Origin of the sequence: Staphylococcus caledonicus (assembly GCF_016238465.1) — a bacterium.
Lineage (GTDB): Bacteria > Bacillota > Bacilli > Staphylococcales > Staphylococcaceae > Staphylococcus > Staphylococcus caledonicus.
In genome coordinates, this window is the sequence record NZ_JABTXV010000001.1 from 1,124,687 (window position 1) to 1,150,458 (window position 25,772).

Annotated in this window: 23 protein-coding genes, 1 riboswitch and 2 other annotated features; all 23 genes read right to left on the reverse strand. The window is 33.0% G+C overall.

The genetic code is table 11. The features are described from left to right. Nucleotides 1-135: 135 nt before the first annotated feature. Entirely contained in the window at nucleotides 136-1,419 is a 1,284-nt protein-coding gene (hemL, locus tag HS848_RS05650) for a glutamate-1-semialdehyde 2,1-aminomutase (protein ID WP_198611542.1), read from the reverse strand. A 27-nt stretch (nucleotides 1,420-1,446) separates the two neighbouring features. Further along, nucleotides 1,447-2,421, reverse strand: coding sequence for a porphobilinogen synthase (gene hemB / locus HS848_RS05655; RefSeq protein ID WP_107508072.1), 975 nt, complete (start codon nucleotides 2,419-2,421; stop codon nucleotides 1,447-1,449). Further along, complete coding sequence (locus HS848_RS05660; RefSeq protein ID WP_198611543.1) at nucleotides 2,421-3,092, reverse strand: uroporphyrinogen-III synthase; 672 nt, start codon at nucleotides 3,090-3,092, stop codon at nucleotides 2,421-2,423. The genes hemB and HS848_RS05660 overlap by 1 nt, the downstream gene beginning before the upstream one ends. Before the next feature lie 28 nt (nucleotides 3,093-3,120). Further along, nucleotides 3,121-4,053, reverse strand: coding sequence for a hydroxymethylbilane synthase (hemC, locus tag HS848_RS05665; protein WP_198611544.1), 933 nt, complete (start codon nucleotides 4,051-4,053; stop codon nucleotides 3,121-3,123). 30 nt (nucleotides 4,054-4,083) lie between these two features. Then, nucleotides 4,084-4,896 carry a cytochrome C assembly family protein gene (locus HS848_RS05670; protein WP_198611545.1) on the reverse strand — a complete coding sequence of 271 codons (813 nt, stop codon included), beginning with the start codon at nucleotides 4,894-4,896 and terminating at the stop codon, nucleotides 4,084-4,086. Between the two features lie 21 nt (nucleotides 4,897-4,917). Continuing rightward, nucleotides 4,918-6,264: a glutamyl-tRNA reductase gene (hemA, locus tag HS848_RS05675; RefSeq protein ID WP_198611546.1), complete on the reverse strand. Its 1,347-nt coding sequence runs from the start codon at nucleotides 6,262-6,264 to the stop codon at nucleotides 4,918-4,920. Nucleotides 6,265-6,434: 170 nt separating this feature from the next. After that, the gene (gene yihA, locus HS848_RS05680; RefSeq protein WP_198611547.1) at nucleotides 6,435-7,022 is read right to left on the reverse strand and encodes a ribosome biogenesis GTP-binding protein YihA/YsxC; all 588 of its coding nucleotides are present in this window, start codon (nucleotides 7,020-7,022) and stop codon (nucleotides 6,435-6,437) included. A gap of 166 nt (nucleotides 7,023-7,188) precedes the next feature. Next, a complete protein-coding gene (gene clpX, locus HS848_RS05685) occupies nucleotides 7,189-8,451 on the reverse strand; it encodes an ATP-dependent Clp protease ATP-binding subunit ClpX (RefSeq protein WP_107508078.1) in 1,263 nt (420 codons plus the stop codon). A 154-nt stretch (nucleotides 8,452-8,605) separates the two neighbouring features. Next, on the reverse strand, nucleotides 8,606-9,910 hold the full coding sequence (tig, locus tag HS848_RS05690; RefSeq protein WP_198611548.1) for a trigger factor: 1,305 nt from the start codon (nucleotides 9,908-9,910) through the stop codon (nucleotides 8,606-8,608). 163 nt (nucleotides 9,911-10,073) lie between these two features. After that, nucleotides 10,074-10,997 carry a hypothetical protein gene (locus tag HS848_RS05695; RefSeq protein WP_198611549.1) on the reverse strand — a complete coding sequence of 308 codons (924 nt, stop codon included), beginning with the start codon at nucleotides 10,995-10,997 and terminating at the stop codon, nucleotides 10,074-10,076. A 15-nt stretch (nucleotides 10,998-11,012) separates the two neighbouring features. Continuing rightward, on the reverse strand, nucleotides 11,013-11,621 hold the full coding sequence (locus HS848_RS05700; RefSeq protein WP_107508081.1) for an NUDIX domain-containing protein: 609 nt from the start codon (nucleotides 11,619-11,621) through the stop codon (nucleotides 11,013-11,015). A gap of 156 nt (nucleotides 11,622-11,777) precedes the next feature. Beyond that, nucleotides 11,778-12,134 (reverse strand): 50S ribosomal protein L20, encoded by a 357-nt coding sequence (gene rplT, locus HS848_RS05705; RefSeq protein WP_103165997.1) that lies wholly within the window; start codon nucleotides 12,132-12,134, stop codon nucleotides 11,778-11,780. A 55-nt stretch (nucleotides 12,135-12,189) separates the two neighbouring features. After that, nucleotides 12,190-12,390 (reverse strand): 50S ribosomal protein L35, encoded by a 201-nt coding sequence (gene rpmI, locus HS848_RS05710; RefSeq protein WP_002448990.1) that lies wholly within the window; start codon nucleotides 12,388-12,390, stop codon nucleotides 12,190-12,192. Between the two features lie 27 nt (nucleotides 12,391-12,417). Further along, nucleotides 12,418-12,945, reverse strand: a complete 528-nt coding sequence (gene infC, locus HS848_RS05715; RefSeq protein WP_107508095.1) for a translation initiation factor IF-3 — start codon at nucleotides 12,943-12,945, stop codon at nucleotides 12,418-12,420. 23 nt (nucleotides 12,946-12,968) lie between these two features. After that, nucleotides 12,969-13,095: a sequence feature (ribosomal protein L20 leader region), on the reverse strand. Nucleotides 13,096-13,158: 63 nt separating this feature from the next. After that, a complete protein-coding gene (locus HS848_RS05720; protein ID WP_198611550.1) occupies nucleotides 13,159-14,652 on the reverse strand; it encodes an amino acid permease in 1,494 nt (497 codons plus the stop codon). A gap of 152 nt (nucleotides 14,653-14,804) precedes the next feature. Continuing rightward, nucleotides 14,805-14,979, reverse strand: a riboswitch (Lysine riboswitch). Nucleotides 14,980-15,033: 54 nt separating this feature from the next. Beyond that, on the reverse strand, nucleotides 15,034-16,971 hold the full coding sequence (gene thrS, locus HS848_RS05725) for a threonine--tRNA ligase (protein ID WP_198611551.1): 1,938 nt from the start codon (nucleotides 16,969-16,971) through the stop codon (nucleotides 15,034-15,036). 58 nt (nucleotides 16,972-17,029) lie between these two features. Beyond that, nucleotides 17,030-17,238 (reverse strand) — a binding site (T-box leader). Nucleotides 17,239-17,276: 38 nt separating this feature from the next. Continuing rightward, complete coding sequence (dnaI, locus tag HS848_RS05730) at nucleotides 17,277-18,197, reverse strand: primosomal protein DnaI (protein WP_198611552.1); 921 nt, start codon at nucleotides 18,195-18,197, stop codon at nucleotides 17,277-17,279. Further along, nucleotides 18,198-19,586, reverse strand: coding sequence for a replication initiation and membrane attachment family protein (locus tag HS848_RS05735; RefSeq protein WP_198611553.1), 1,389 nt, complete (start codon nucleotides 19,584-19,586; stop codon nucleotides 18,198-18,200). After that, nucleotides 19,587-20,057 carry a transcriptional regulator NrdR gene (nrdR, locus tag HS848_RS05740; protein WP_107508087.1) on the reverse strand — a complete coding sequence of 157 codons (471 nt, stop codon included), beginning with the start codon at nucleotides 20,055-20,057 and terminating at the stop codon, nucleotides 19,587-19,589. Between the two features lie 311 nt (nucleotides 20,058-20,368). Further along, the gene (gap, locus tag HS848_RS05745; RefSeq protein WP_198611554.1) at nucleotides 20,369-21,394 is read right to left on the reverse strand and encodes a type I glyceraldehyde-3-phosphate dehydrogenase; all 1,026 of its coding nucleotides are present in this window, start codon (nucleotides 21,392-21,394) and stop codon (nucleotides 20,369-20,371) included. Between the two features lie 220 nt (nucleotides 21,395-21,614). Beyond that, the gene (gene coaE, locus HS848_RS05750; RefSeq protein WP_107508089.1) at nucleotides 21,615-22,220 is read right to left on the reverse strand and encodes a dephospho-CoA kinase; all 606 of its coding nucleotides are present in this window, start codon (nucleotides 22,218-22,220) and stop codon (nucleotides 21,615-21,617) included. A gap of 18 nt (nucleotides 22,221-22,238) precedes the next feature. Next, nucleotides 22,239-23,111, reverse strand: a complete 873-nt coding sequence (gene mutM / locus HS848_RS05755; protein ID WP_198611555.1) for a bifunctional DNA-formamidopyrimidine glycosylase/DNA-(apurinic or apyrimidinic site) lyase — start codon at nucleotides 23,109-23,111, stop codon at nucleotides 22,239-22,241. A 15-nt stretch (nucleotides 23,112-23,126) separates the two neighbouring features. Further along, nucleotides 23,127-25,760, reverse strand: a complete 2,634-nt coding sequence (polA, locus tag HS848_RS05760) for a DNA polymerase I (protein ID WP_198611556.1) — start codon at nucleotides 25,758-25,760, stop codon at nucleotides 23,127-23,129. Nucleotides 25,761-25,772: the final 12 nt, after the last annotated feature.

A 25,772-nucleotide genomic window follows, 5' to 3' on the forward strand; every position in this document is an offset into this window, starting at 1 on the left:
ATGAAGAAGCGTTCGAGTCTCATTTTCTTCATCTCTAGTCAACTTTGTCAGAGCGGGACGACGTAATCTTTGAAATTACATTAAATCTCTGGCGCTATACCCTGGATTTCTGTCGTCACTCTCTTTTAACTTATTTTATACTATGCGACTTAACGCATTATCAAAGGCTTGAATTGTTTTTTCGATATCTTCTTTAGTATGAGCAGTAGACAAGAAAGTACCTTCAAATTGAGATGGTGGTAAGAAAATGCCTTCTTTAGCCATTTCACGATACATATTACTAAAGAGCTCTAAATCACTTTTGTTAGCTTCATCAAAATTAGTTACTGGACCTTCATTTAAGAAATATCCAATCATTGAACCAGCTCTATTTACTGTAATTGGTACATTATGTTTACTAAACACTTCTTTAAGTCCTTTTTCTAGAAGGTCTCCTAATTCTTGGAAGTAATCATATGATTCAGGTGTCAATTGGCTTAATGTTTCATAACCACTTGTCATTGCCAATGGATTGCCTGATAAAGTACCAGCTTGATAAATATTTCCTACTGGTGCTATTTTATCCATGATTTCTTTTTTACCACCAAAAGCGCCTACTGGTAAACCGCCACCAATAACTTTTCCTAAACAAGTAATATCAGGTGTTACACCAAAATAACCTTGAGCACAATTATATCCTACACGGAAACCTGTCATAACCTCATCAAAGATAAGTAAAGAACCGTAATCTGAAGTAATGTCACGTAATCCTTGTAAGAAGCTGTCTTTAGGCGGAACAACGCCCATATTACCTGCTACAGGTTCAACTATGATAGCTGCAATGTCGTCTCCATAATGTTCAAAAGCAAGTTTGATTGCATCCAAGTCATTATATGGTACAGTTATTGTATTTTTAGCAGTACCTTCAGGCACTCCAGGTGAGTCCGGTAATCCTAAAGTTGCTACACCAGATCCTGCTTTAATAAGTAAGGAATCACTGTGTCCATGATAACAACCTTCAAATTTAACTATTTTATTTCGTCCAGTATAACCACGTGCTAATCTAAGTGCAGCAAGTGTAGCTTCAGTACCAGAAGAAACCATACGTACTTTCTCTATTGAAGGCACACGCTCAATAACTAATTCAGCTAGTTTATTTTCTTCTAGTGTTGAGGCACCAAAACTTGTACCTTTATCAACCGCTTCATGTAATTTGTCTATTACTTGTTTATTTTTGTGACCTAAAATTAAAGGCCCCCAACTTAATACATAGTCAATATATTCATTACCATCGATATCATAAATTCTTGAACCTTCTGCATGGTCCATAAAAATCGCAGGTGTATCTACCGATTTAAATGCTCTAACTGGACTATTCACTCCGCCAGGCATAAGGTTTTCGGCAATATCCATTGCTTCTTGTGATTTCTTATAACTCATGTTAACGTCCTCCTATATATTGAATGTTTATTTATCTAAATAACGACAAATATCTTTAGCAAAATAAGTAATAATCATATCTGCACCTGCACGTTTCATTGAAACCATTTGTTCCATTACCACACGTTCTTCATCTATCCAACCATTTTGTGACGCAGCTTTAGTCATTGCGTATTCCCCACTTACATTGTAAGCAATTACTGGAATGTTGGTATTATTTTTAACATCACGTACAATATCTAAGTAACTCAATGCAGGTTTTACAATCATCATATCTGCACCCTCGTTTAAGTCACTTTCCAATTCTCTTAATGCTTCTAAGCGATTAGCTGGATCCATTTGATATGTTTTTCTGTCACCAAATGATGGCGCTGAATCAGCTGCATCTCTAAATGGTCCAAAGAAACTTGAGGCATATTTAATACCATAGCTCATGATAGGAACATTATAATAACCTGCTTCATCTAAACCTTGACGGATTTCAGTAACAAAGCCATCCATCATATTACTTGGTGCAATAATATCAGCACCCGCTTCTACTTGAGAAATCGCTGTTTTAACTAATAATGGTAAGGATTTATCATTATCTACGTCTTTAGTACGGTGATCAATCACACCACAATGGCCATGGTCTGTGTATTCACATAAGCAAGTATCTGCGACAATTAATAAATCATCGTGTAAAGCTTTAGCCTTACGTGTAGCTTCTTGAATAATGCCGTTATGGTCATATGCGCCAGAGCCTACGCTATCTTTTTCATTTGGTACTCCGAAAAACATGATTGCTCTAATACCTAGTTCGTATGCTTCATTAATTTCTTCATCTAGTAAGTTTAAACTAATTTGATATACGCCTGGTAAAGATTTAATTTCACTTTTAACATCATCTTTTTCAACTACGAAGATTGGATAGATTAAATCCTCTTTTCTTACATGATTTTCTCTTACCATGTCACGCATTGATTTTGAAGAACGTAATCTTCTATGTCTATCAAATTTCATTATAAATTCCTACTTTCTACAATTTTGTTTATAAGTGCTTCTAATGTTTGTTGTTTTGCTATCTTAGGTGAATATCCATATTGTTTTATTGTATGAGCTGTTTGGGCTCCAATTGCATAATAATCATTGAAATTGGGCGGAATATTCTCATTAAAATAATAACGCACAGCAGATGAACTTGAAAATGTAAGTGCATCAACCTGGTTAGTTTTAATCAATTGAATGACATCTTGTATATTCTCATGATGTGCAATAGGCCGATATAAATCAATTTTGGTAACATCATTATTTTTGGCTAGCTCTTGTTGCAGTTTTGGTCGAGCTTTTGCACTACTCGGTATCAATATAGTTTGTTGATTCACTTTTAATTCTTTTAAAAGTCCTTCTTGAGAATAGTCTGAAGGTATAAAATCTACGTTGATTCCTAACTCTTCACATAAACGAGCAGTTTTACTTCCTATTGCAGCAATAGATTTAACATTTATATGATCTAAATATTGATAAAATAACCGGACTGCATTTTTAGAAGAAAAAATAAGCCAGTCATAGTTATAATGCAAAAGCTGAGTATCAAATTCAAGTGACTGGATTTGAATAAATGGCTTATGCACTATTTCAACTAAATCACTTTGTATGTTACTCGTTTGCGTCATTACTACAACTGGCTTCATTAACCATTACACCTCTATAATTAAAATATTAATGTGGTTGTTCTTCATTAAGCTTTCTTATTATTTCATATGCACCTTGTTCTTTCAAAACATTACTTACTTTTCGCCCTAATTCTACAGGGTCTTTTCCAATTTCAGTATGTTCATATCTTTCAGTACCATCAGGCGTCATAATTAAACCGGTGAATTCAATTTCTCCACCCGGTTGATTTGTAGCATAACCGCCGATAGGTACTTGGCAACTTCCATCCATCGCTGCAAGGAATGTTCTTTCAGCTGTGACACATTCGGCTACTTCTTTATTATGAACTTTTGCTAATAATTCAAGAAGTTCTGTGTCGTCACTTCGACACTCAATCCCAAGTGCGCCTTGACCAATAGCTGGTAATAAAACATCCTTATCAAGGTAAGTGGTCACTATATCATCTGACCAACCCATACGTTTTAGACCTGCAGCAGCTAATATGATGGCATCGTAGTTTTCAGTCTCTAGTTTTTTTAATCGTGTATCTATATTGCCGCGAATCCATTTAATTTCAAGCTCAGGATATTTGGCTAATATTTGAGCGCCACGTCTTAATGAACTCGTGCCTACAATACTACCAGCTGGCAATTCTTCCAATGGCGTATGATTTTTTGAGATATATGCATCAAATGGTATTTCTCTATCAGGTATACATCCTAATGTTAAACCTTTAGGGATAATACTAGGCACATCTTTTAGAGAGTGTATCGCCATATCGATGTCTTTATTAAATAACTCATTTTGAATTTCTTTAACGAATAACCCTTTCCCACCAACTTTAGATAATTGTTTATCGACAATTTGATCACCTTTAGTGACAATTTCCTTTATTTCAATTTCTAAAGTAGGGTCTACTTCTTTTAGTTTATTTATAAATTGTTGGCTTTGCGTCAAAGCAAGCTTGCTTCTTCTCGAACCTACAACTAATTTGCGCATACTTGTGGCCTCCTATTGCCCTTTTGAAAATTAAGTAAAGTGCGTAGTAAAAAATAAGTTAACCATACATAAGCAAAATAACACAATGTTAAAGTAAATTAAATGAATTGATTTAAGCCACTTATTCACACGACATAGCAAGAATATTGCGTAAAGTATTGTAATAATCGTCGATAAAATAACTTTTGAGTCAGCAAAAATACGATGACCTATCGTATAGACGCCCCATTGTGCTCCTAGTATGACACTTAACATAAGAATAATGAAACCAGCTAACGAAGAATAGAATATGATTGCTTCTAATGTCGCAACGCTTCCTATTCTAAAGTATTTCTGATCAAAATTCTTTTCTCTCAAATTACGATATTGAATGATATATAGTAAAGAATTCACAAATGCTAATGCAAAAAATGCATAACTTAACACGGCCAACCCAATATGTACGAGTAGTAATTCATTAATAATCGCTACTTGCTGCATGTTAGTCGCATAATGATTAGGCTGAAACGTATTCATCATTAATAAAATAAATCCTACTACATTTAGAAAAAAGACTGAGAAACTTAAAACTTTTATAACATTCAAAATCAAGGATATTGATATAATAATCCATGCTAAAAAGAAAAACACATCAAATAATGAATTCAATGGTATTTGATTGTGAGAGGTTATATAAATAGACAAAGAGATTGTTTGTAATATCCAAACAATCCCTAGTGTGTAAATTCCTAATTCTCTAATTTTATGACTTTTTTTAACGAAATCAATAAAATAACAGAGAATACTGATTAAATATATAATTAATACAATTTCATGAAATCTTATAAACAGGGTTTCTTGCATATTATCACCATATTAATATGCTTATTCAAAACTAAAGATATGTCGAACAGAAATCTCCTTTTCTTTTTGTGCTTTACGTGCTTTAACATCTTCATAAGGATCTTCAGCTTCGATATCAAATATGTTTTGAAATAGCTCTAATTTTTCATTACTACGTTTATCATTACTCAATTCTTTAGCCTGTTTAATTGGATCTTTCAACATTTGATTGATAATACTTTTAGTGTGTTTCGAAATAACCGTACGTTCTCTTTCTGATAAATTAGGAAGTTTTCTATCAATACTTTCCATAGTTTCAGATTGAATCGTCATCGCTTTTTCACGAAGTGCTCTAATAACAGGCACAACACCTAACATATTCACCCAATCATTATGATTTTGAATTTCATCAGGGATTTGTTGTGCTATTAAATCAGCTGCCATTTGACGTTCACGTAAATTCGCATCAACTAAACCATTAAGGTCGTCTACGTCATAACTAAACACGTCTTCATTAACATCAATACCAGGTTCTATATCACGTGGAACCGCAATATCAATTAATAATAAAGATTTAGATTTTCTATAATTTAAAACATTATCAATCATAGATTTAGTAATAATAAAATCTGGTGAACTTGTTGAACTAATCACAATATCAGCATCAGCTAATAGATTAGGTAATGATTCTAGAGTACCATATTCTACGTTATGTTTTGTAGCTAATTCTTTTGCATTTATTTCAGTTCTATTAACCACTGTAATATGTGTTATGCCTGAACCTAATAAATTTAAAAGTGATAACTCACTCATTTCCCCTGCACCAATAATAACAGCATGTTTACTTTTTAGTTTACCGAATACCTTTTTCGCTAATTCAACTGCTGCATAAGACACACTGACCGCATTATCTGCTATATCTGTTTCGTTATGCGCTTTTTTAGCGAAAGTAATAGCTTGTTTAAATAGATGATTAAATATAGTTCCCGTTGTATTAGTTTCTTGAGCTAAGAAAAAGGCATCTCTCATTTGGCCAAGAATTTGTGTTTCGCCTAATACAATTGAATCTAGTCCAGAAGTGACGCGCAATAAGTGTTCTACTGCTTCGTCCCCCACTTTAACTTCTGACATTGATTTAATATCATCTACTTCAAAACCAAATGAACGCGCTAAAAATCTTTGAATATAATAGCGACCTGTATGAATTTGGTCTACAACAGCATATACTTCTGTACGATTACATGTAGATAATATAACATTCTCTAGAATAGATTTAGTTTCAAATAAATCTTCATGGGCTAATCGTAAGGCATCATTTCTAAAAGTAACTTGCTCTCTAAGTGCTACATCGGCTGTACGATGATTTATACTTAAAGCAATAAAATGCATTTATAACGCCCTCCATATACTAACAATAACATTAGTATAACACATTCTATACTGAATTTAAGTCACTTGCTCAAATAAATTAGAAGGATTCTAATTTAGAGTCATAATTTTGACATTTATGCATCAGTTTTTATATTTAGAGATAATTTTAATTGCAAAATTTATAATGATTATAAATAAGAAGCAATTAAATCCCAAATCTGTTGTTGTTTCGTATTTTGAATCGATGAATAACTTACAATTTCATCGTCTGGATCTAAATCTAACTTTTCTTTAATATTTTTTAAATGTTTTTGTACTTTACCTTTAGCAATTTTATCTTCTTTGGTACAAATAACTAGTGTTGGTATGTCAAAATGTTTTAGATAGTCATACATTAAAACATCGTCTTCTGTTGGATTATGACGTAAATCGACTAACTGAATCACAAGTTTTAAATTTTCTCTCTTCGTTAAATATTCTTCTATCATTTTACCGAATTTTTCACGTTGAGATTTACTTACTTTAGCATAACCGTACCCAGGCACATCGACGAACACTAGTTGTTCATCAATATTAAAAAAGTTTAAAGTTTGTGTTTTACCTGGTTGTTGAGATGTACGCGCCATATTTTTTCTACCAATCATACTATTGATAAATGATGATTTACCAACGTTAGAACGTCCACTTAACGCTACTTCAGACAGTCCTGTTTCTGGATATTGAGCTTCTTGTACTGCGCTGATGATAAGATCAATATTATTAGGATTAATATTCATAATTTATCCTCTCTCTTTTAATTTATGTTAACTGTTTAATTATAATATATTTTCTCTCTTTTCTAAAACTATTCTTAACTCCATATATAAAAAAGGCAATTTCTACCAAATGCGATAGAGATTGCCTTTGTTTACTTAATATTGTTTTTACTAAAAAATTTCATTATTAAGCTGAAGTTTTACTATCATTTAATAGATTACCTTCAGAATCATATAGTTCTGGTTCTACTTCATCTTGAATTGTTTTAGCAGTAATTACAACTTTAGATACATTGTCAGATGAAGGTACATCATACATGATATCAATTAATGCTTCTTCAATAATTGATCTTAAACCACGAGCACCTGTTTTACGTTCAATTGCTTTTTCACTTACAGATGCTAATGCTTCTTCAGTGAATTCTAATTCTACATTATCTAGTTCAAGCATTTTAGTATATTGTTTAACTAACGCATTTTTAGGTTGAGTTAAGATATTTTTCAATGCATCAACATCTAATGTTTCTAAATTAGCTACAATTGGCACACGACCGATAAACTCAGGAATTAATCCGTAAGATTGTAAATCTTCAGGACGGATTTGTTCAAGTAGAGCTTCTTCATCGTATTTATCAGCTTCATTACTAGCAAAGCCAATCACTTTTTCGCCTAAACGACGTTTAATTACTTCATCTATTCCATCAAATGCCCCACCTAATATAAATAGGATATTTGTTGTATCGATTTGGATAAGTTCTTGGTTAGGATGTTTACGTCCACCTTGTGGAGGAACACTTGCTGTTGTTCCTTCTAAAATTTTAAGCAAGGCTTGTTGAACACCTTCACCAGACACATCACGTGTAATTGAAGTATTTTCAGATTTTCTAGCAATTTTATCAATTTCGTCTACATAGATAATACCTTTTTCAGCTTTATCAATATCGAAATCAGCTGCTTGAATCAATCTTAATAAGATATTTTCTACGTCGTCACCCACGTAACCAGCTTCAGTTAAGCTAGTAGCATCCGCGATTGCAAATGGAACGTTAAGTGTTTTAGCTAGCGTCTGAGCAAGCAATGTTTTACCACTACCTGTAGGTCCAATTAACGCGATGTTACTTTTTTGAAGTTCAACTTCGTCTTCATTAGGTCCTAATTGTTGAATACGTTTATAATGATTATAAACTGCAACTGCTAAAGATTTTTTAGCTTTTTCTTGTCCAATTACATACTCATTTAAATGGTCCATAATCTCTTTAGGTGTAGGTAGTTCAGTGAATTCTTCAGAAGTAGTTTGAGCTAACTCTTCTTCTACGATTTCTGAACATAATTCAATACACTCATTACAAATATATACGCCGCTTCCTGCGACTAATTTTTTAACTTGATCTTGATCCTTACCGCAGAAAGAACATTTTAAATTTTCTTCGTCTTCATTGAATTTAAACATTCATTTACACCTCTATTCTTAAACGACTCTACTAGATAGCATTCTACATCGTAACTTAATAGTTAACAACTATAATGCTTAAAATATATAGTAGCAGGATACATATAGTGATGCACCTGCTACTTCATATTTTAATTTATTAGTTTAATATTAATTATTTTTCTTCTTTAGTTGATTCAACGTATTTAGCATTATCTCTAATTAAGTCAATAACTTTTTGGATACGTACATCATTTTTAATGATATCAGTGTTACCTAAAGTTTGTTTGATATCTTCAACTGAAATGTTGAATTGTTTACTCATTTTTTCTAACTCTTTATCGATATCTTCGTCTGTAGCTTCGATATTTTCTTTATCAGCAATTGCAGATAAAGTTAAGTTAGTTTTGATGCGTTGTTCTGCATCATCTTTCATTTGTTTTCTTAATTGAGATTCATCTTGACCAGAAATTTGGAAATAAGTTTGTAAGTCTAATCCTTGTTGTTGGATTCTTTGACCAAACTCTTGAACCATACGATCTAATTCAGTATCAATCATTGCTTGAGGAATATCGATAGTTACGTTTTCAGTAGCTTTATTAATTGCTTCTTCTTTTTCAACGTTTTCAGCTTCTTCAGCTTTTTGTTCAGATAAACGTTTACGTAAGTTCTCTTTATATTCATCAACTGAGTTAGCGTCTGAATCTAATTCATTAGCAATTTCATCATCTAATTCTGGAACTTCTTTATATTTAATTTCATTTACTTTAGTTTTGAATGTAGCTTCTTTACCAGCTAATTCTTCAGCATGGTATTCTTCTGGGAATGTTACGACAACGTCTTTTTCTTCGCCAGTTTTCATTCCTACTAATTGATCTTCAAATCCTGGAATGAATGAACCTGAGCCAACTTCTAAGTCGTAACCTTCAGCTTGTCCACCTTCAAATTGTTCACCATCTACATAGCCGTTAAAGTCGATGTTTACTGTGTCGTTTTCTTCAACAGCACCGTCTTCTTTAACTACCATGTCAGCTAAATGACCTAGGCTATGGTCAATTGCTTCTTGTAAATCTTCTTCAGTTAGTTCAGAATTTTGTTTTTCAATTTCTAAACCTTTGTAATCACCTAATTGAACTTCAGGTTCAACTGTAACAGTAGCTTCAAATTCGAAGTCTTTACCTTTTTCAATTTGTGTAACATTAATTTCTGGTTGAGCCACTGGGTTAATACCAGCTTCTTCAATTGCTTCACCATAAGCTTCAGGTAAAAGAATATCTACTGCATCTTGATATAAAGCTTCAACGCCAAAGCGTTGTTCAAAGATTGGGCGAGGCACTTTACCTTTACGGAAACCAGGCACATTAATTTGTTTAACTACTTTTTTAAATGCTTGATCTAATGCTTTATCTACTTTTTCTGCTGGAACTGTAACTTTTAATAATCCTTCGTTACCTTCCTTTTTTTCCCAAGTTGCTGTCATGTATAATACCTCCATGATTACATTTTTAATTTTTCAACTTCCCTATTATAGCACACGTCCTATATGGACACAAACAGTCTTTAACAGGGCTTTTATACTCATATTTTTTGAAAATCAATACTCTAACTTTAACGAATTTTAAGTGTAATGGAAAATGATTTGCTCAAATTTGACCATCTAACATATAAATAAGATTTAATATATCTTCATTGACCTCACTAGTCTGTATACCAATCATTGATTTAAAATAAACATCGTACGTAGATATCCACTCATTTGGGTTATATATTTCAAATATCTTTAATGGATATAATAGTATCGAATGATTATTCATTACGTGTGTAGCTTCTTCTGAAATATGAAGTGCACCATCACTAAGCTTATCTAATACTTTTGGTATAACTTCCACCTTTAACTCAGTATGCTCAATACCTTTCAGTTGATTGGGAATGACTGTAATCGTGTATCCGTACTTCTCAATGGTAACTGAATCACTATACTCAGCAAAGCGTAAGAATTCTAGCATAAGGCTTTTTAAATTGTTAGCTTTCACATCACGAGTTAATAAAAATGCCACAGTTTCTTTAAATTCATAATGTCCATTATCAATTAGTTTCATTATTAATCTAATTTGCTCATTCGTGTTTAAAGTATCAAACTTTGCTAATTGCTGACTCGTTATGTGTTTATCTTCATTTAATTGTGATTGCGCATAAGCTTTAATCGGAAATAGTTCCATGCGGGTTTTATGACTTTTAACTTCTTCAATGATTTGGTCAATAACTTCAACTGCTTCATAATATTGTCCTAAACCATTTAATGATTTAACATAATACAACATCAATTCATCATAATATTGAAGACCTTTTTTCAAAAGAATAATAGTTTCTTCTCTTAATTCTAAGTAATAACCTTGATGATATAACATTTCACATTTAATCAACGATAGTTTATCATCAAGCTCAAATTGTGATTCATAGTCTTCGAATAATTGATACAATTGGTCGTAATCTTGTTTATGATCTACTTCAATGATATCGTTATATAATTTCTGTTGAAGTTTTGGAAAAGGGATGATATCTGACATCTTTATACCCCCTTTTTATAACTCTTTTAAAATTAACGCACTCCATGTTTCAAAATCATCATAGTTATCAATTTGCTCTTGCTCAAGCCATTGAATTTTAAGCGTATCTGTTTCACGGACTTCGATATCGTTAGAGTTAACTTTAACTTTAAATACAACGCCGATGTGTACTTTTCCCACTTCGTTTGTATCATCATTGATAAAGCCGATATAATTCATATTTTGCGAATCAGCCTCTGATAAACCTACTTCTTCTTCAAGTTCGCGTTGAGCATTTACACGTAATATTTCATTAATCGAGCTAGCGCCCACTACATCGTTCATATGACCACCTACACCAATAGAAGATTGGCCATGTAAGCGAGACTCGCCACCACCTGTTAAACGTTTGTAGACAAGGAGTTCGCCTTTTTCATTCTCTAATAAGCAATATGAAATAAGTTGTTTAAATGAATCGTCTTCCTCCATATCACCACGACGCTTAACTTCATATTCAGAAAATGTTTTAAAAACTGCTTCCCCTTGGGCGTCATTTTTAGGTAAGAAACCATTGAAGGCATTTACTTCATCTTCAAATAGTACGTTTCTTGGTACTACTATAATTTGTTCATCATATTTGGACATATTAAACTCCTTATTGAAAATATTCTTCTTATGTATTTTATCAGACAAATGTATTGAACTACAATTAAAAGCGAATGTACGTTGATAAGCCCTTTATTCTAAAATAAAGGCTAAGACAATGTTTATAGCAATGTCTTAGCCTTTAATATATTGAACTTATTTTAAAGCGTCTTTAGCTTTTGAAACTAATTCAGCAAATGCTTTATCGTCTGAAATAGCTACTTCAGATAACATTTTACGGTTAATGTTAATGTCAGCTTTTTTCAAGCCGTTCATTAATCTTGAATAGCTGATGTCGTGTTTACGAGCAGCCGCATTGATACGTGTAATCCATAATTTACGGAAGTCACGTTTACGTTGACGACGGTCACGGAAAGCGTATTGACCTGATTTCATTACTTGTTGTTTTGCTACTTTATATAATGTGTGTTTAGCACCGAAGTAACCTTTAGCTAATTTAATCGTTTTTTTACGACGTGCTCTTGTTACTGTTCCACCTTTAACTCGTGGCATATTAAATTCCTCCTTAGATATATCAGTTAATGATTGTCCATTTTAGATTGTTCAATTATTTTTTGTAAGCTAATAATTGTTTTACGCGTTTCATATCGCTTTTAGATACTAATTTAGCTTTACGTAATTTACGTTTTTGTTTAGTATTTTTGTTTGCGAATAAGTGAGATGTGAAAGCTCTTGAACGTTTTAATTGACCTGAACCAGTTCTTTTAACACGTTTAGCTGCTCCACGGTGAGTTTTCATTTTTGGCATGATTCATTTCCTCCTACTAATTATGAGTTATTTTTCGTTTATAGGCGATAACATGATAAACATTTGTCGCCCTTCCATTTTAGGTTTCTGTTCAACAGTGGCAATATCTTTACATTCTTCAGCAAATTTTTCTAAGACACGTTGACCAATTTCTTTATGTGTAATCGCACGACCTCTGAAACGAATTGAAACTTTACATTTATCGCCTTTATCTAAGAATTTACGGCCATTTTTCAACTTAGTTTGGAAATCATGTTCCTCGATAGTTGGGCTTAGACGTATTTCTTTAACATTGATAACTTTTTGTTTCTTCTTCATTTCTTTTTCTTTTTTCTGTTGTTCGAATTTGTATTTACCATAATCCATAATTCTTGCAACAGGTGGTTTTGCGTTTGGTGCGACTACTACTAAGTCTAATTCTACACGTTCAGCCATTTCTAAAGCTTCTCGTTTTGATTTAACACCGATTTGGTCACCATTTTGGCCAATTAAACGTAATTCTTTAGCGCGAATCTTTTCGTTAACTTGCGTTTGATCTTTTGCTATGGTTGACACCTCCCAAAATTTTACGAAATTTTCCCAAGCAAAAAGAGCGGGCATAGAATGCCCGCTCTCTTCTCATACACAATAATGTGTGACATGATTAACCTGCCAACTGCTTAATGCGTCGCTACAGGTGAGAAACGGGTGTTTCTACTTGGTTCGTTTCGTATTCAACGTCATTAATCATATCAACAATTAATATATAAGTCAACAATTATTTTTTAATTAGTGATGTTTAACTTCATCCATTGAAATATCTTGTCGTAAATCTACTTCGTCAAGTGGAATCATTTTAGTTTTATATCTTAGTTTATGATAGATAAAGAACACTAAAAATACTGGAATACCCATGTAAGTAATAATAAATCTATTTAAGTCAAAGTCCCCTGTTTTAATGAAGTCTACGTCTTGACCAAGAATTACTATTACACAAAGAAGTCCTGCAAAGATAGGACCGAATGGGAACCATTTTGCTTTGTATTTTAATTCTTTTTTATTATGATGTTGTCTTTCAAATGCTCTTCTAAATCTAAAATGACTTACCGCAATACCAACCCATGCAATAAATCCAGTCATACCACTTGCTGCTACAATATATTCATAGGCATCGCCACTTAATTTTTGTACTAAGAAAATGATGACTACTATTACGCCAGTAGCTATAAGTGATAGATAAGGTACACCGTATTTATTTGTTTTACCAAATGAAGGAAAAGCTAATTTATCTTTACTCATTGAATATAACATACGTGTTGATGCATACATACCAGAGTTTCCGGCAGATAATACTGAAGTTAAGATAACCGCATTCATAAATGAAGCTGCAAAAGCTAATCCAGCATTTTTAAATACGAGTGTAAATGGTGATGTTGCAATACTATCACCGCCACCCATTAAGGCGCTACTATTATAAGGAATAAGCATTCCGATAATAAAGATAGCTAAAATATAGAATAATAATATTCTCCAGAATACTTGTTTAATGGCTTTTGGTACTGCACGTTCAGGATTTTCTGATTCACCTGCAGTGATACCGATAAGCTCAGTACCTTGGAAAGAGAATCCGGCAACTAGGAATACACCTAAAATTGATAATAAACTGCCACCTAAGTTACCGCCTAAAATAGGTCCTTCTCCTTGGGTAAAGATATCAAAACCTACAAATTCGCCACCCATAATTCCTAAAATAGTTAATAAACCAATAATAATGAAGATGATAACTGTGACAACTTTAATTAGGGCGAACCAATACTCACTTTCACCATATACTCTAACTGATAAAGAGTTTAATGCGAAAATTATAACTAAAAAGATACAGCTCCATGCCCATGCTGGCATACCAGCCATTGGCGTCCAGTATTGAATAACTTGTGCTGCTATTGTTACGTCGGCAGCTACTGTGATTACCCAGTTAAACCAGTAGTTCCAACCTAAAGCAAATCCTAATGAAGGATCTACAAATCGAGTAGCATACGTACTAAATGAACCTGAAACTGGTAAGTACGTTGCCATTTCCCCTAATGATGTCATTAAGAAAAAGACCATTGCACCAATGATTGCATATGCTAATAATGCACCTAATGCACCAGCGTCATGAATTGCGCCACCAGATGTCATAAACAGTCCGGTACCAATACATCCTCCCATCGCAATCATAGATATGTGGCGATCTTTCAGACCACGTTTAATCTCGCCTTCTTGAGTTCCGTCTTGTTTCATAGAAGCTCCCTTTCTTTCGGTAGAGGCTTAAAGGTTATTTGTTTTGTGATGATAATTGAATTATCATATTTAAACTTTACATAGTTGTAAAATTAAAATCAAAGCATAAAAAATGGCTGCATACCTGAAAGATATGCAACCATGGCTTAATCTATATCGGTAGCACATCACAAACTGTGACAGTACAGTTTCTATTCGATAACTGTCCCAACAAATGATACATGTGGTTATCATTCATTTCGGCAACTTTACCTTTCACTCTTCAACATATGTTCCACAATAACTTCCGAAGAGTTAATCATTAAAGATGCAACCTCTAACTCATTTATATTTTTATTTTACTACTTTGTAATATACATTAAGCTATCGTTTTTAGCAAGACTATCTATGTTTTTTTAAACGAATTTCATCTACTAAATTCCAAATAAATTCATCTTTTTCTACAGTTTCTTGGTCTTGTGAACCATATTTACGTACATTGACTTCATTATTTTCAACTTCTTTATCACCTACAACGAGTTGATAAGGAATTTTTTGCATTTGAGCTTCACGTATTTTGTAACCCATTTTCTCATTACGATCATCGATTTCAACACGTACGCCTTGAGATTTAAGCTCGTCTTGAAGATTTCTAGCATAATCATAATGTAAATCAACATTTACAGGGATAATTTCAACTTGTTTAGGTGCTAACCAAGTTGGGAATGCCCCTTTAGTTTCTTCAGTTAAGAACGCTACGAAACGTTCCATAGTAGAAACAACACCACGGTGAATAACTACTGGACGATGGTTTTCGCCATCACTGCCGATATAAGTTAATTCAAAACGTTCTGGTAATAAGAAGTCAATTTGTGCAGTAGATAGAGTTTCTTCTTTACCCATTGCAGTTTTAACTTGAACGTCTAATTTAGGGCCGTAGAATGCCGCTTCACCAATTGCTTCAACGTATGGTAAGCCCATTTCGTCGACAGCTTCTTTAAGCATTGATTCAGCTTTGTTCCACATTTCGTCATCATCCATATATTTTTCTTTATCTTCAGGGTCTCTATAACTTAATCTGAAAGTATACTCTTCAAAACCAAAGTCTTCATAAACTTCTTGAATCATATGAACAACACGTTTGAATTCATCTTTAATTTGGTCCGGTCTTACAAAGATATGAGAGTCATTTAAAGTCATACCTCTTACACGTTGTAATCCTGATACTGCACCACTTGCTTCATATCTATGCATTGTACCTAATTCTGCGATACGAATTGGTAACTCACGATAAGAATGTGGTTTATTATTATAAACCATCATGTGGTGTGGACAGTTCATAGGGCGCAATACCATCTCTTCAGTTTCGTCTAACTTCATTGTTGGGAACATATCGTCTCTATAGTGATCCCAGTGACCTGAAGTTTTATACAAATCAACGTTTGCTAATACTGGAGTATAAACATGGTCATAACCCATACTCACTTCTTTATCGACAATATAACGTTCAATTTCACGACGGATAGTAGCACCGTTTGGTAACCATAATGGTAAGCCAGCTCCCACAAGTTGACTATTAGTGAATAATTCTAAATCTTTACCAATTCGACGATGGTCACGTTCACGACGTTCTTCTAACATTTGTAAATGTGCTTTTAAATCTTTTTTATCGAAGAATGCAGTACCATAAATACGTTGCAACATTTTATTATTGCTATCGCCACGCCAATATGCACCAGCAGTTGATAATAATTTAAATTCTTTAATTTTAGATGTTGAAGGAACGTGTACACCACGACATAAATCAGTAAACTCACCTTGAGAATACAATGTCACGCTTTCTTCTTCAGGAATTGCTTCAATTAATTCTAATTTATATGGGTCATCTTTAAATAATAATTTAGCTTCTTCTCTTGCAACAACTTTACGTTCAATTTTGTGATTTTCATCCACAATTTGTTTCATTGTTTTTTCAATTTTTTCAAAATCATCAGAAGAAACTTTTTCATCCATATCAAAGTCATAATAGAAGCCGCCCTCAATGACAGGACCTACACCAAACTTCACATCGCCATATAAACGTTTTAAAGCTTGAGCCATTAAGTGAGCAGTTGAATGACGTAATACTTCTAACGCTTCATCACTGCCAGGTGTAATGATTTCAATTGAGCCATCTTCCTCTAAAGGTCTTGTTAAATCGACCATTTGCCCATTAAATTTACCTGCTACTGCTTTTTTTCTTAGACCAGGACTGATTGATTGTGCAATATCTTCTGTTGTAGTCCCTTTATCAAACGCTTTCGAATTACCATCTGGAAATTGAACATTAATTTGACTCATAATATAATCCTCCAATTTAAATTCTATTATCGTTGAAAATAAAAAAACCCGCCCCCTAAACAGGGACGAGTTCGTCGTGGTACCACCCTAGTTATTTAGCGAATAGCTAAATATCTCTACTTAAGATAACGGTCTTGAGCCGGGTACTGATTACCAATACCTAAACACGAAGGAGTAATAACTTAATATATTAACCAAAATCTCATCAAACATTGGCTCTCTGTATAATATGGATTAAGCTATCGTATCTTCGTTTATTTCAACGATTAAGATTTAACTTCATTATACAACACTTATTTTAAAATTCAATTGTTTCGTAAATTTTCCCCATCTAAATAATATGCATTCGTTAAGCTTTTAATTCTTTCAATAATTCTAGCAGCTTTAGTTTCTTCTGCTCCTTCTCGAGTTATAGCTAAATGATGTTCTAACTCATCTAAATTTAAGTTAGATGATAGGAAAGTCGGTAATTCATGTACCATTCTATAATGAAGTAACGGACCAATAACTTCATCCCTTACCCAAGGCGTAACTTCTTCAGCACCAATATCGTCTAACATTAAAATATTAGCTTCTCTAATACGTTGTAACTTCGTTTCATAACTTCCATCTCTAAATCCGCTTTTAAGTGTACGAATATATTCTGGTAAATAAACAATAGTTGAAGCGACGCGCTTAGATTTTAATTGGTTCGCAATTGCCCCTAGAATAAATGACTTACCCGTACCAAAAGGACCATGAATGTATAACCCTTTAACTTGTTCTTTATTAACCAACTTTTTACAAATATCATTAACTGCCATTGCAATTTCTAAGCGATTACGTCCATTAGTATGAATATCTTTCACCTTAGCGTCTAAAGTGTCTCTTTGCATATGATGTGACGTAATAAGTTGAGAATTGAATCGCTCTTCATCATATTTAATTTTACAAGGACATAAGTTATAACGAATTTTAATTCTATTATTCTCAATGTACAATTCAGGTACATGTCCTTTTACGAAGTTGGGACAGTCTTCATAGTCATGGCCATCATAGTTCTTTTGTTGATCTTTATATTCTTGCAATACATTTAAATCATTATCAATGATTTCATTGGTCAATTCGGATTTATGTTCAATTAAGAACGCTTTAACATCTGGATCATTAATCACTTGTTGTTTAATTTTAGCAATTCTTTTTTCTAAATCATTATTTGTCTTGAGAATGCTATTGATTGGTTTCATCTAATCCTCCTCCCAATCTTGGGCTAATTGTGCACGAAACGCTTCTCTATCTTTTTCAAGTTGTTCATCATTTTCATTATTTGTGGACGCTTTTTGTTGACCTCTATCTTTAAGCCATTTCGGTGTCTTCTCTCTCGAAACGATTTCTCGAGATTTTGAGTATCGTTTACGAGGCTGTGTTTGATTAGAAGAATTGTAAGCAGGTTTATCTTCAGTCGTTTTCTTCGCTTGTTGATATGCTTGCTCAGCAGTTTTGATACCTAATTTTTTCCAATTTGAAGCAATTTCAAATATATACGTTTTAGGTAATTTCATTTCATTTTTCAACATTACAAATTGTAATAGTATATTTATTACGCCAAATGATAATTTTTCACGTTCGATTAGTTCTTCAATTATTCTTTTTTGTTGAAAAGTAGGTTCTGATTCTGACCAAGACGCTAACATATCAATCGGGCTTGTTTTATCAAGCAACTCAAACCACTCTTGATTTGACGATGGTGTATTAGTCGTAGTTTCCGCTTTTTCAGTTGACGCATGCCCATTATTATAATTTGATTTAGTTTGTAATTCTGGCAATTGTTGGTTGTGTTCAATCAGATAAAACGACCGTGCATGCTTTCTCATTTCTTCAAAGGACAACTGTTGCCCGCTAGTGATAGAATTTAAAATGATTCGTTTCATTGAATCTGCCGTTAATCCATATAAAGTTGCCAATTGAATAATAAGTTGACGCGCTTCCTTCGTAATAATTTCGCTACTTATAAAATGATGTTGTAACATCTCTCTCAACATATCGAAATCAAAAGTTTCATTAGATAAATCAAAGCCATTATACGTAGCCTCTTTCCGAATCGTTGAAGAATCAATCGCAACATTTGTATGAGGCACTTTAAATACATCTGTAAACTTACGCGTTACTTGTTGAAATTGATTTAAATCTGGTTCATCTTTCTCGAAGTAGGCCTTTAAACTCTTATAGCGTTTATTATCAACTTCGCTATATAGATAAACAGATAACATTGGGTCATTAAAAAATTGATAGGCAGTTGGAGGTTGGACAAGTTCATAAATAAAAAATGATTGCTGTTCATCATGTTTTACAAATGTCTTTACCAATCCAATGCCTTCTAATAAATCCATATATTTTCTAAATTCAATAAGGTTGAGTTTTAGCTCATTCATTATCGTATAATGTGTATATACTTCATCAGTTTTATCATGTATAAATTGATTCATAAAATGGTATAAACCAATTGCCTGCGCACCTATTAAAGGTACATATAATCTGTTAAGTATATCTAGATGACTATGGTTTAAATAAAAATAACGGTACACTTGAAAACCGTCATGTGGACTTAAACCATATTCATAAGATTTCAAAGTCATTTATGAATCACTCCGTTTATTATCATTCAAAATCCCTTGCATTGAAGCTAATAATTGATCAACATCTTTAAACTCTTTATAAACAGAAGCGAAACGTACATATGACACTTGATCAACATGCATTAATAAATTCATCACATGTTCTCCTATTTCTCTAGAAGAAATTTCTGTTTGTCCACTATCACGCAACTGCCACTCTACTTTATTAGTAATATCTTCTAATTGTTGATATCGCACTGGTCTTTTTTCGCACGATCTGACTAATCCATTTAATATTTTTTCTCTTAAAAATTGCTCACGTGTCCCATCTTTTTTCACAACAATAAGAGGACTTACTTCAATATGTTCAAATGTTGTAAATCGCGTACCGCAATTTTCGCACTCTCGTCTTCGTCTAATTGCATTGGCTTCATCAGCATGTCTTGAATCTACTACACGTGAATGTGTAGAACTGCATTTTGGGCATTTCATATCTATCACCCTCTTGAATAGATTATGCTTCATTATACTATAAAAGTGCATGAGACAAAAGCAGACTAAACTTACCTAAAAATGTCTGTTTTATATTATGTTGTTGTATTTATTTGAATCTCGCCACATTGAGCTAATGTGTTTTTCAAATATAAGCTATATCTTTTGAATTTTAGAAAAATAATAAAGAAAGTATTTTAAGATAAAGTTAAACATAAATAAAAAAGAGACATGTAAAGAATTCATTAAGAACTCTTTGCATGTCTGCCATTTAAATCTATATACCCATCTTACCTATGTTAAATTGTAAATTATTTTGAAGTTACAGCGCTTTCTGAAGCGATTAAGTCACCTATTTGTTCAGCAACTTCAACTACTCTATTTGAATAACCCCACTCATTGTCATACCAAGCAATAACTTTAACTTTATTATCACCCATAACAATTGTATTCTGAGCATCAATGACAGCAGAGTTAGGGTTTGTATTAAAGTCTACTGAAACTAATGGCGCATCTTCAACATCTAAAACACCATCTAAGCCAGCGTTTCTAAATGCATCATTTACTTCTTCAACAGTAACCGTTTTGTCTAAGTCAACAACTAAATCAACTAAAGATACATTTTTAGTTGGTACACGTAAAGCAAGACCATGTAATTTACCTTCTAATTCTGGTAACACTTCTTTTAAGGCCTTAGCCGCACCTGTTGATGTAGGAATAATGCTTTCATTGCAAGAACGTGCACGACGTAAATCTTTATGAGGATTATCGATATTATTTTGGTCATTTGTTATAGCATGAACTGTTGTCATTAAACCATTTACGATGCCAAACTTATCATTTAACACTTTTGCTACTGGTCCGATACAGTTTGTTGTACATGATGCATTACTAAAAATGTCGAATTTTTCAACATCTAATTTATCATCATTTACACCTTTAACAACCATTTGTACTTTGCCACCTTTAGATGGTCCAGTTAATAGTACTTTTTTCGCTCCAGCATTAATATGGCTAATTGCTTTGTCACCATGATTAAACTTACCTGTAGCTTCAATTACGATATCAATATCTAATTCTTTCCAAGGTAAGTTTTCTGGATTACGATCTGAAACAAGTTTAATATCATGACCATCTACACGAATGCCATTTTCAATCGGCTCAACTTTTTTATCGTATCTTCCGTGAGTTGTATCATAATTAATTAGATGTGCAATTGTTTCTGGTGGGTAGCTTGCATTAATCGCTACTACATTCAAATTATCATTATGTAAGGCAATTCTTAACACCATTCTTCCAATTCTACCCATACCATTAATTGCTATATTCGTTGACATTTAAAGCACCCCTTGATTCTTTGTTTATATGTTATACTTTATAAAAATAGTGTAACATAATAAAAGATATTTGGAAGCGTTTTCTATTAATTTTAATAATAAATTTGCATTTAGGTTAAATTTTCTACATATAAAAAACTAGCAATAAGGAGACTAAGCATGAATTACTTCTGCTTTAAGTCTCGTTATCGCTAGTTTTTACCGTATCTATAAGTATTATTTATTCCTTTTCAAGAAAACCTTGTTCTACCAACAAACGTTCAAGATTTTGTTTTAATTCAAGTTTGTCTCCGAGATTATCTATTACATGGTCAGCCATTCTACTTTTCTTATCGATAGAAATTTGGCTATATACACGTGCTTTAGCATCCTCTAATGAGAGATCATTGCGCTCCATTAATCGATCTATTTGAATGCTTTCAGACGTATAAACTAACCATACTTCGTCTACTGTATCTTGTAATTCATTTTCAAAAAGAAGCGGAATATCCATAATGACATTATATCCTTGTTGCAGATATGTCTGCTTTTCCTCTTCCATTATTTCTCGGACAATCGGATGAACAATAGCGTTAAGTTCAAGACGTTTTTCAGGTTGATTAAAAACTAAGTCTCCCATATATTTACGGTCCATCTCACCCTCTTCAGTGATAGCCTCATCACCGAACTGTTCTCTTACTTGTTCTAAACCTTTTGATCCTTTAGCTACTGCTTTTCTAGAAGCAATATCGGCATCTACTACTTTAAAGCCAAAAGCTGTTAATAATTCTGAAACAGTTGACTTTCCTGTAGCAATACCCCCTGTTAATCCAATAACCTTAGGCATTTTAATCACCGCTCTCTTTTAATTCTGACAGTGTGGACAGAAATGACTATTTCTAGATGCCACAACTTTTTGCTCTATGTCGTGCCCACAAACTTTGCATACTTTTTGTTTGTAGACATTCAAATGTAATTGCATTTCACCTGTCTTACCATCAGCATGACGGTAATCCGAAATACTAGTTCCGCCGTTATTTATACCCTCTTTTAGTACTTCTTGAACGTAGTAGAAGAGTACACGACGTTCTTGATCGGTTACATCTTTAACTTTGCGTGAAGGGTCGATGCCTGTTCTAAATAGTGCTTCACATGCATAAATATTTCCACATCCGGCAATAATTTTGTGATCCAATAACATTTGCTTAATAGGTTTATTTTGAACTTTTTTCTGTGCTAGATAAGTAGTGAAATGTTCAATAGCCTCTTCTTCAAATGGTTCAGGCGCTATTTCTAAAAATGCTGGATAATCATTAAAGGTACTTAGATTTCTAATTTCACCGAAACGTCGTATATCTGAGAACACAAGCATTTTTCCATTATCTAAATGAAACACAACATGCCAATGCTTTCGATAATTTGGCGTGCTAATCTCTGAAAGTTGATTAACAATAAAGAAACCGCCCGCCATTCCTAAATGACTTAATAAAATACGTTCTACATTATTCTTCTTTAAATAAAAAACGATATATTTACTACGTCGTTCTATATTATTAATTGTATAGCCTTCACTATTAAGACGAAAACCGTCTAAATTGATTCCTTTTATAATGGTTTCTTTTCCATTATTTTTTCCTTCAATTACTTTTTTTGAAAAAGTAACACTTTTGATAGTAGTATTTTTAACAAAAGGTTCTATACCTCTTTTAACATGTTCAACTTCTGGCAATTCTGGCATTGATTATTCCTCTTTCTATTTTGCATCATACCAAGTAGAACCATAATTAGAGTCTACTTTTAGTGGTACAGTTAGTTCTAAAGCATGTTCCATTATTTCTTCTACGAATGAACTAAATTCTTCAACTTCGTTTTTAGGAACTTCAAAGATTAACTCATCATGTACTTGTAATAATAATTTAGCATGATAAGTTGTATTCTTTACTTGTTTATCAAATTCAACCATGGCTAATTTAATAATGTCTGCTGCGCTACCTTGAATAGGTGTATTCATTGCAGTTCTTTCAGCAAAACTTCTTAAGTTAAAGTTACGGCTCGTGATATCTGGAATGTAACGACGACGATGCAATAGCGTTTCTACATAGCCATTCGCTTTTGCGTCGACAACAATATCTGACATATATTGTTTCACACCTGGGAAACTAGCTAAGTAATCATCTATAAAAACTTTAGCTTTTTTACGCGTAATCCCTAAACTTTGGCTTAAGCCATAATCACTTATACCATAAACGATACCAAAGTTAACTGCTTTTGCCTGTCTACGCATTAAATCATCAACTTTATCCGCTTCTACTCCAAATACTTTCATTGCTGTTGCAGTATGAATATCATGGTTATTAATGAATGCATCAGTCATACTTTCATCTTTCGTAATATGAGCTAATACTCTTAATTCAATTTGTGAGTAATCTGCTGACAGAATCACACTGTCATTTGAAGTAGGTTTAAATGCTCTGCGTATTTTACGCCCTTCTTCCAAACGAACCGGTATATTTTGCAAGTTAGGATCCACTGATGATAAACGTCCAGTTTGAGCTAATGTTTGATTAAAACGAGTATGAATACGTTGGTCATCACTGATTACTTTTTGAAGACCTTCAACATAAGTAGATTGTAACTTAGATAGTTGTCGGTATTCTAAAATATAATCAATAATAGGGTGTTCACCTTGTAATTGTTCTAAAACATCAACAGCAGTAGAATAGCCTGTTTTCGTTTTTTTAATAACAGGTAGTTTTAACGTTTCAAATAATACGACGCCTAGTTGTTTTGGAGAATTAATATTAAACTCTTCTCCTGCCGCTTCATGTATATTACTAATGAGTAAATCTAATTTCTCTTGAATTTCTTGTTGCATTTGTTGCAAGTCACGAACATCAGTATAGACACCTATTTCTTCCATTTGGCCTAATATGCGTGCAAGTGGAAGTTCTAACTCTAGCAATAAGTCAACTTGATTATGCGCTTCTAATTCCTCATGCATTAAAGGTTGTACTGCATGAACTGATTCTGTAATAGAGGCGATATGCTGATTTAAAACGTCATCTTGTGGAACTTGACGTTTTTTTCCTTTTCCATAGATAGAAATATCATCTTTAACATAATGTTGGTGATAGTTAGTCACTACAGAGCGTACATCATCAATTGTTCTTGAAGGGTCGATAATATAGCTAGCTAACATGGCATCAAAAGTAATGTTTTTAATATCAATATTTAATCTATGTGCACAGACATATGTCTTTTTAGCATCATAAACACTTTTTTGAGTAGTGTCATCTTCTAACCAACTTACTAATTCGGAATAATTGCTGATGTCATCACTATCGATAACGACATGATGCTCCCCACTGAAGAAACCAAATTTAAGAATTGGATCTTTAATGTAATTTGAACCATCCACTTCAAAGTGAATAACTGCTTCTTTTAGATTTTCAAAATCTATTTGTGTAAAATCAGTTTCGATCTCAAATTCCTTATTTACATCTTCTTGTGTTTGGCCTTCTCCACCATCAATATCAGCAAGTAATTGTTTAAATTCTAACTTTTTAAATAGCTCTATCTTCTGTTGATTGTCTTGTAAATCCTCTAACATTGTATCTTTTAACGATACTTCAATAGGGCTTTCAACATTAATCGTTGCTAAGTCTTTACTCATTAAGGCATCGTCATGACTGTTTTCAAGTTTTTCTTTTAACTTTTTACCTGAAACATTATCTATATTTTCATAAACGCCTTCGACAGTAATATATTGTTTAAGCAATTTAATAGCAGTCTTTTCTCCGACGCCTGCTACACCGGGGATATTATCAGAAGTATCGCCCATAAGCCCCTTCATATCGATGATTTGTTGAGGGCTTAAGCCATCATATTTTTCCGCTATAAACTCTGGAGTATAATGATCGACGTCTGTGACACCTTTCTTTGTGTAATAAATAGTGACATTATCGGTAGCAAGTTGAGTTAAATCTCGATCCCCTGTAACAATAATTGTTTCGAAGTCTTGTTTACTAGCTTCCTTACTTAATGTGCCGATGATATCATCAGCTTCATAATTTTCTAATTCATAATGTTTGATTTGATACGCATCTAATAATTGGCGAATATAAGGAAATTGTTCGCTTAATTCAGGGGGTGTACTTTGTCTGCCACCTTTATATTGACTATATTTAGAATGTCTAAAAGTCGTTTTACCAGCATCAAATGCTACTAAAAAATGCGTTGGTTGTTCTTCTCTAATTATTTTCTCAAGCAACATAGCAAATCCATAAATTGCATTTGTATGAATACCAGCTTTATTAGATAGAAGTGGCAAAGCGTAAAAAGCTCTAAAGCTTAAACTGTTACCATCTATTAGGACTAATTTATTCAAAGCACAAACCTC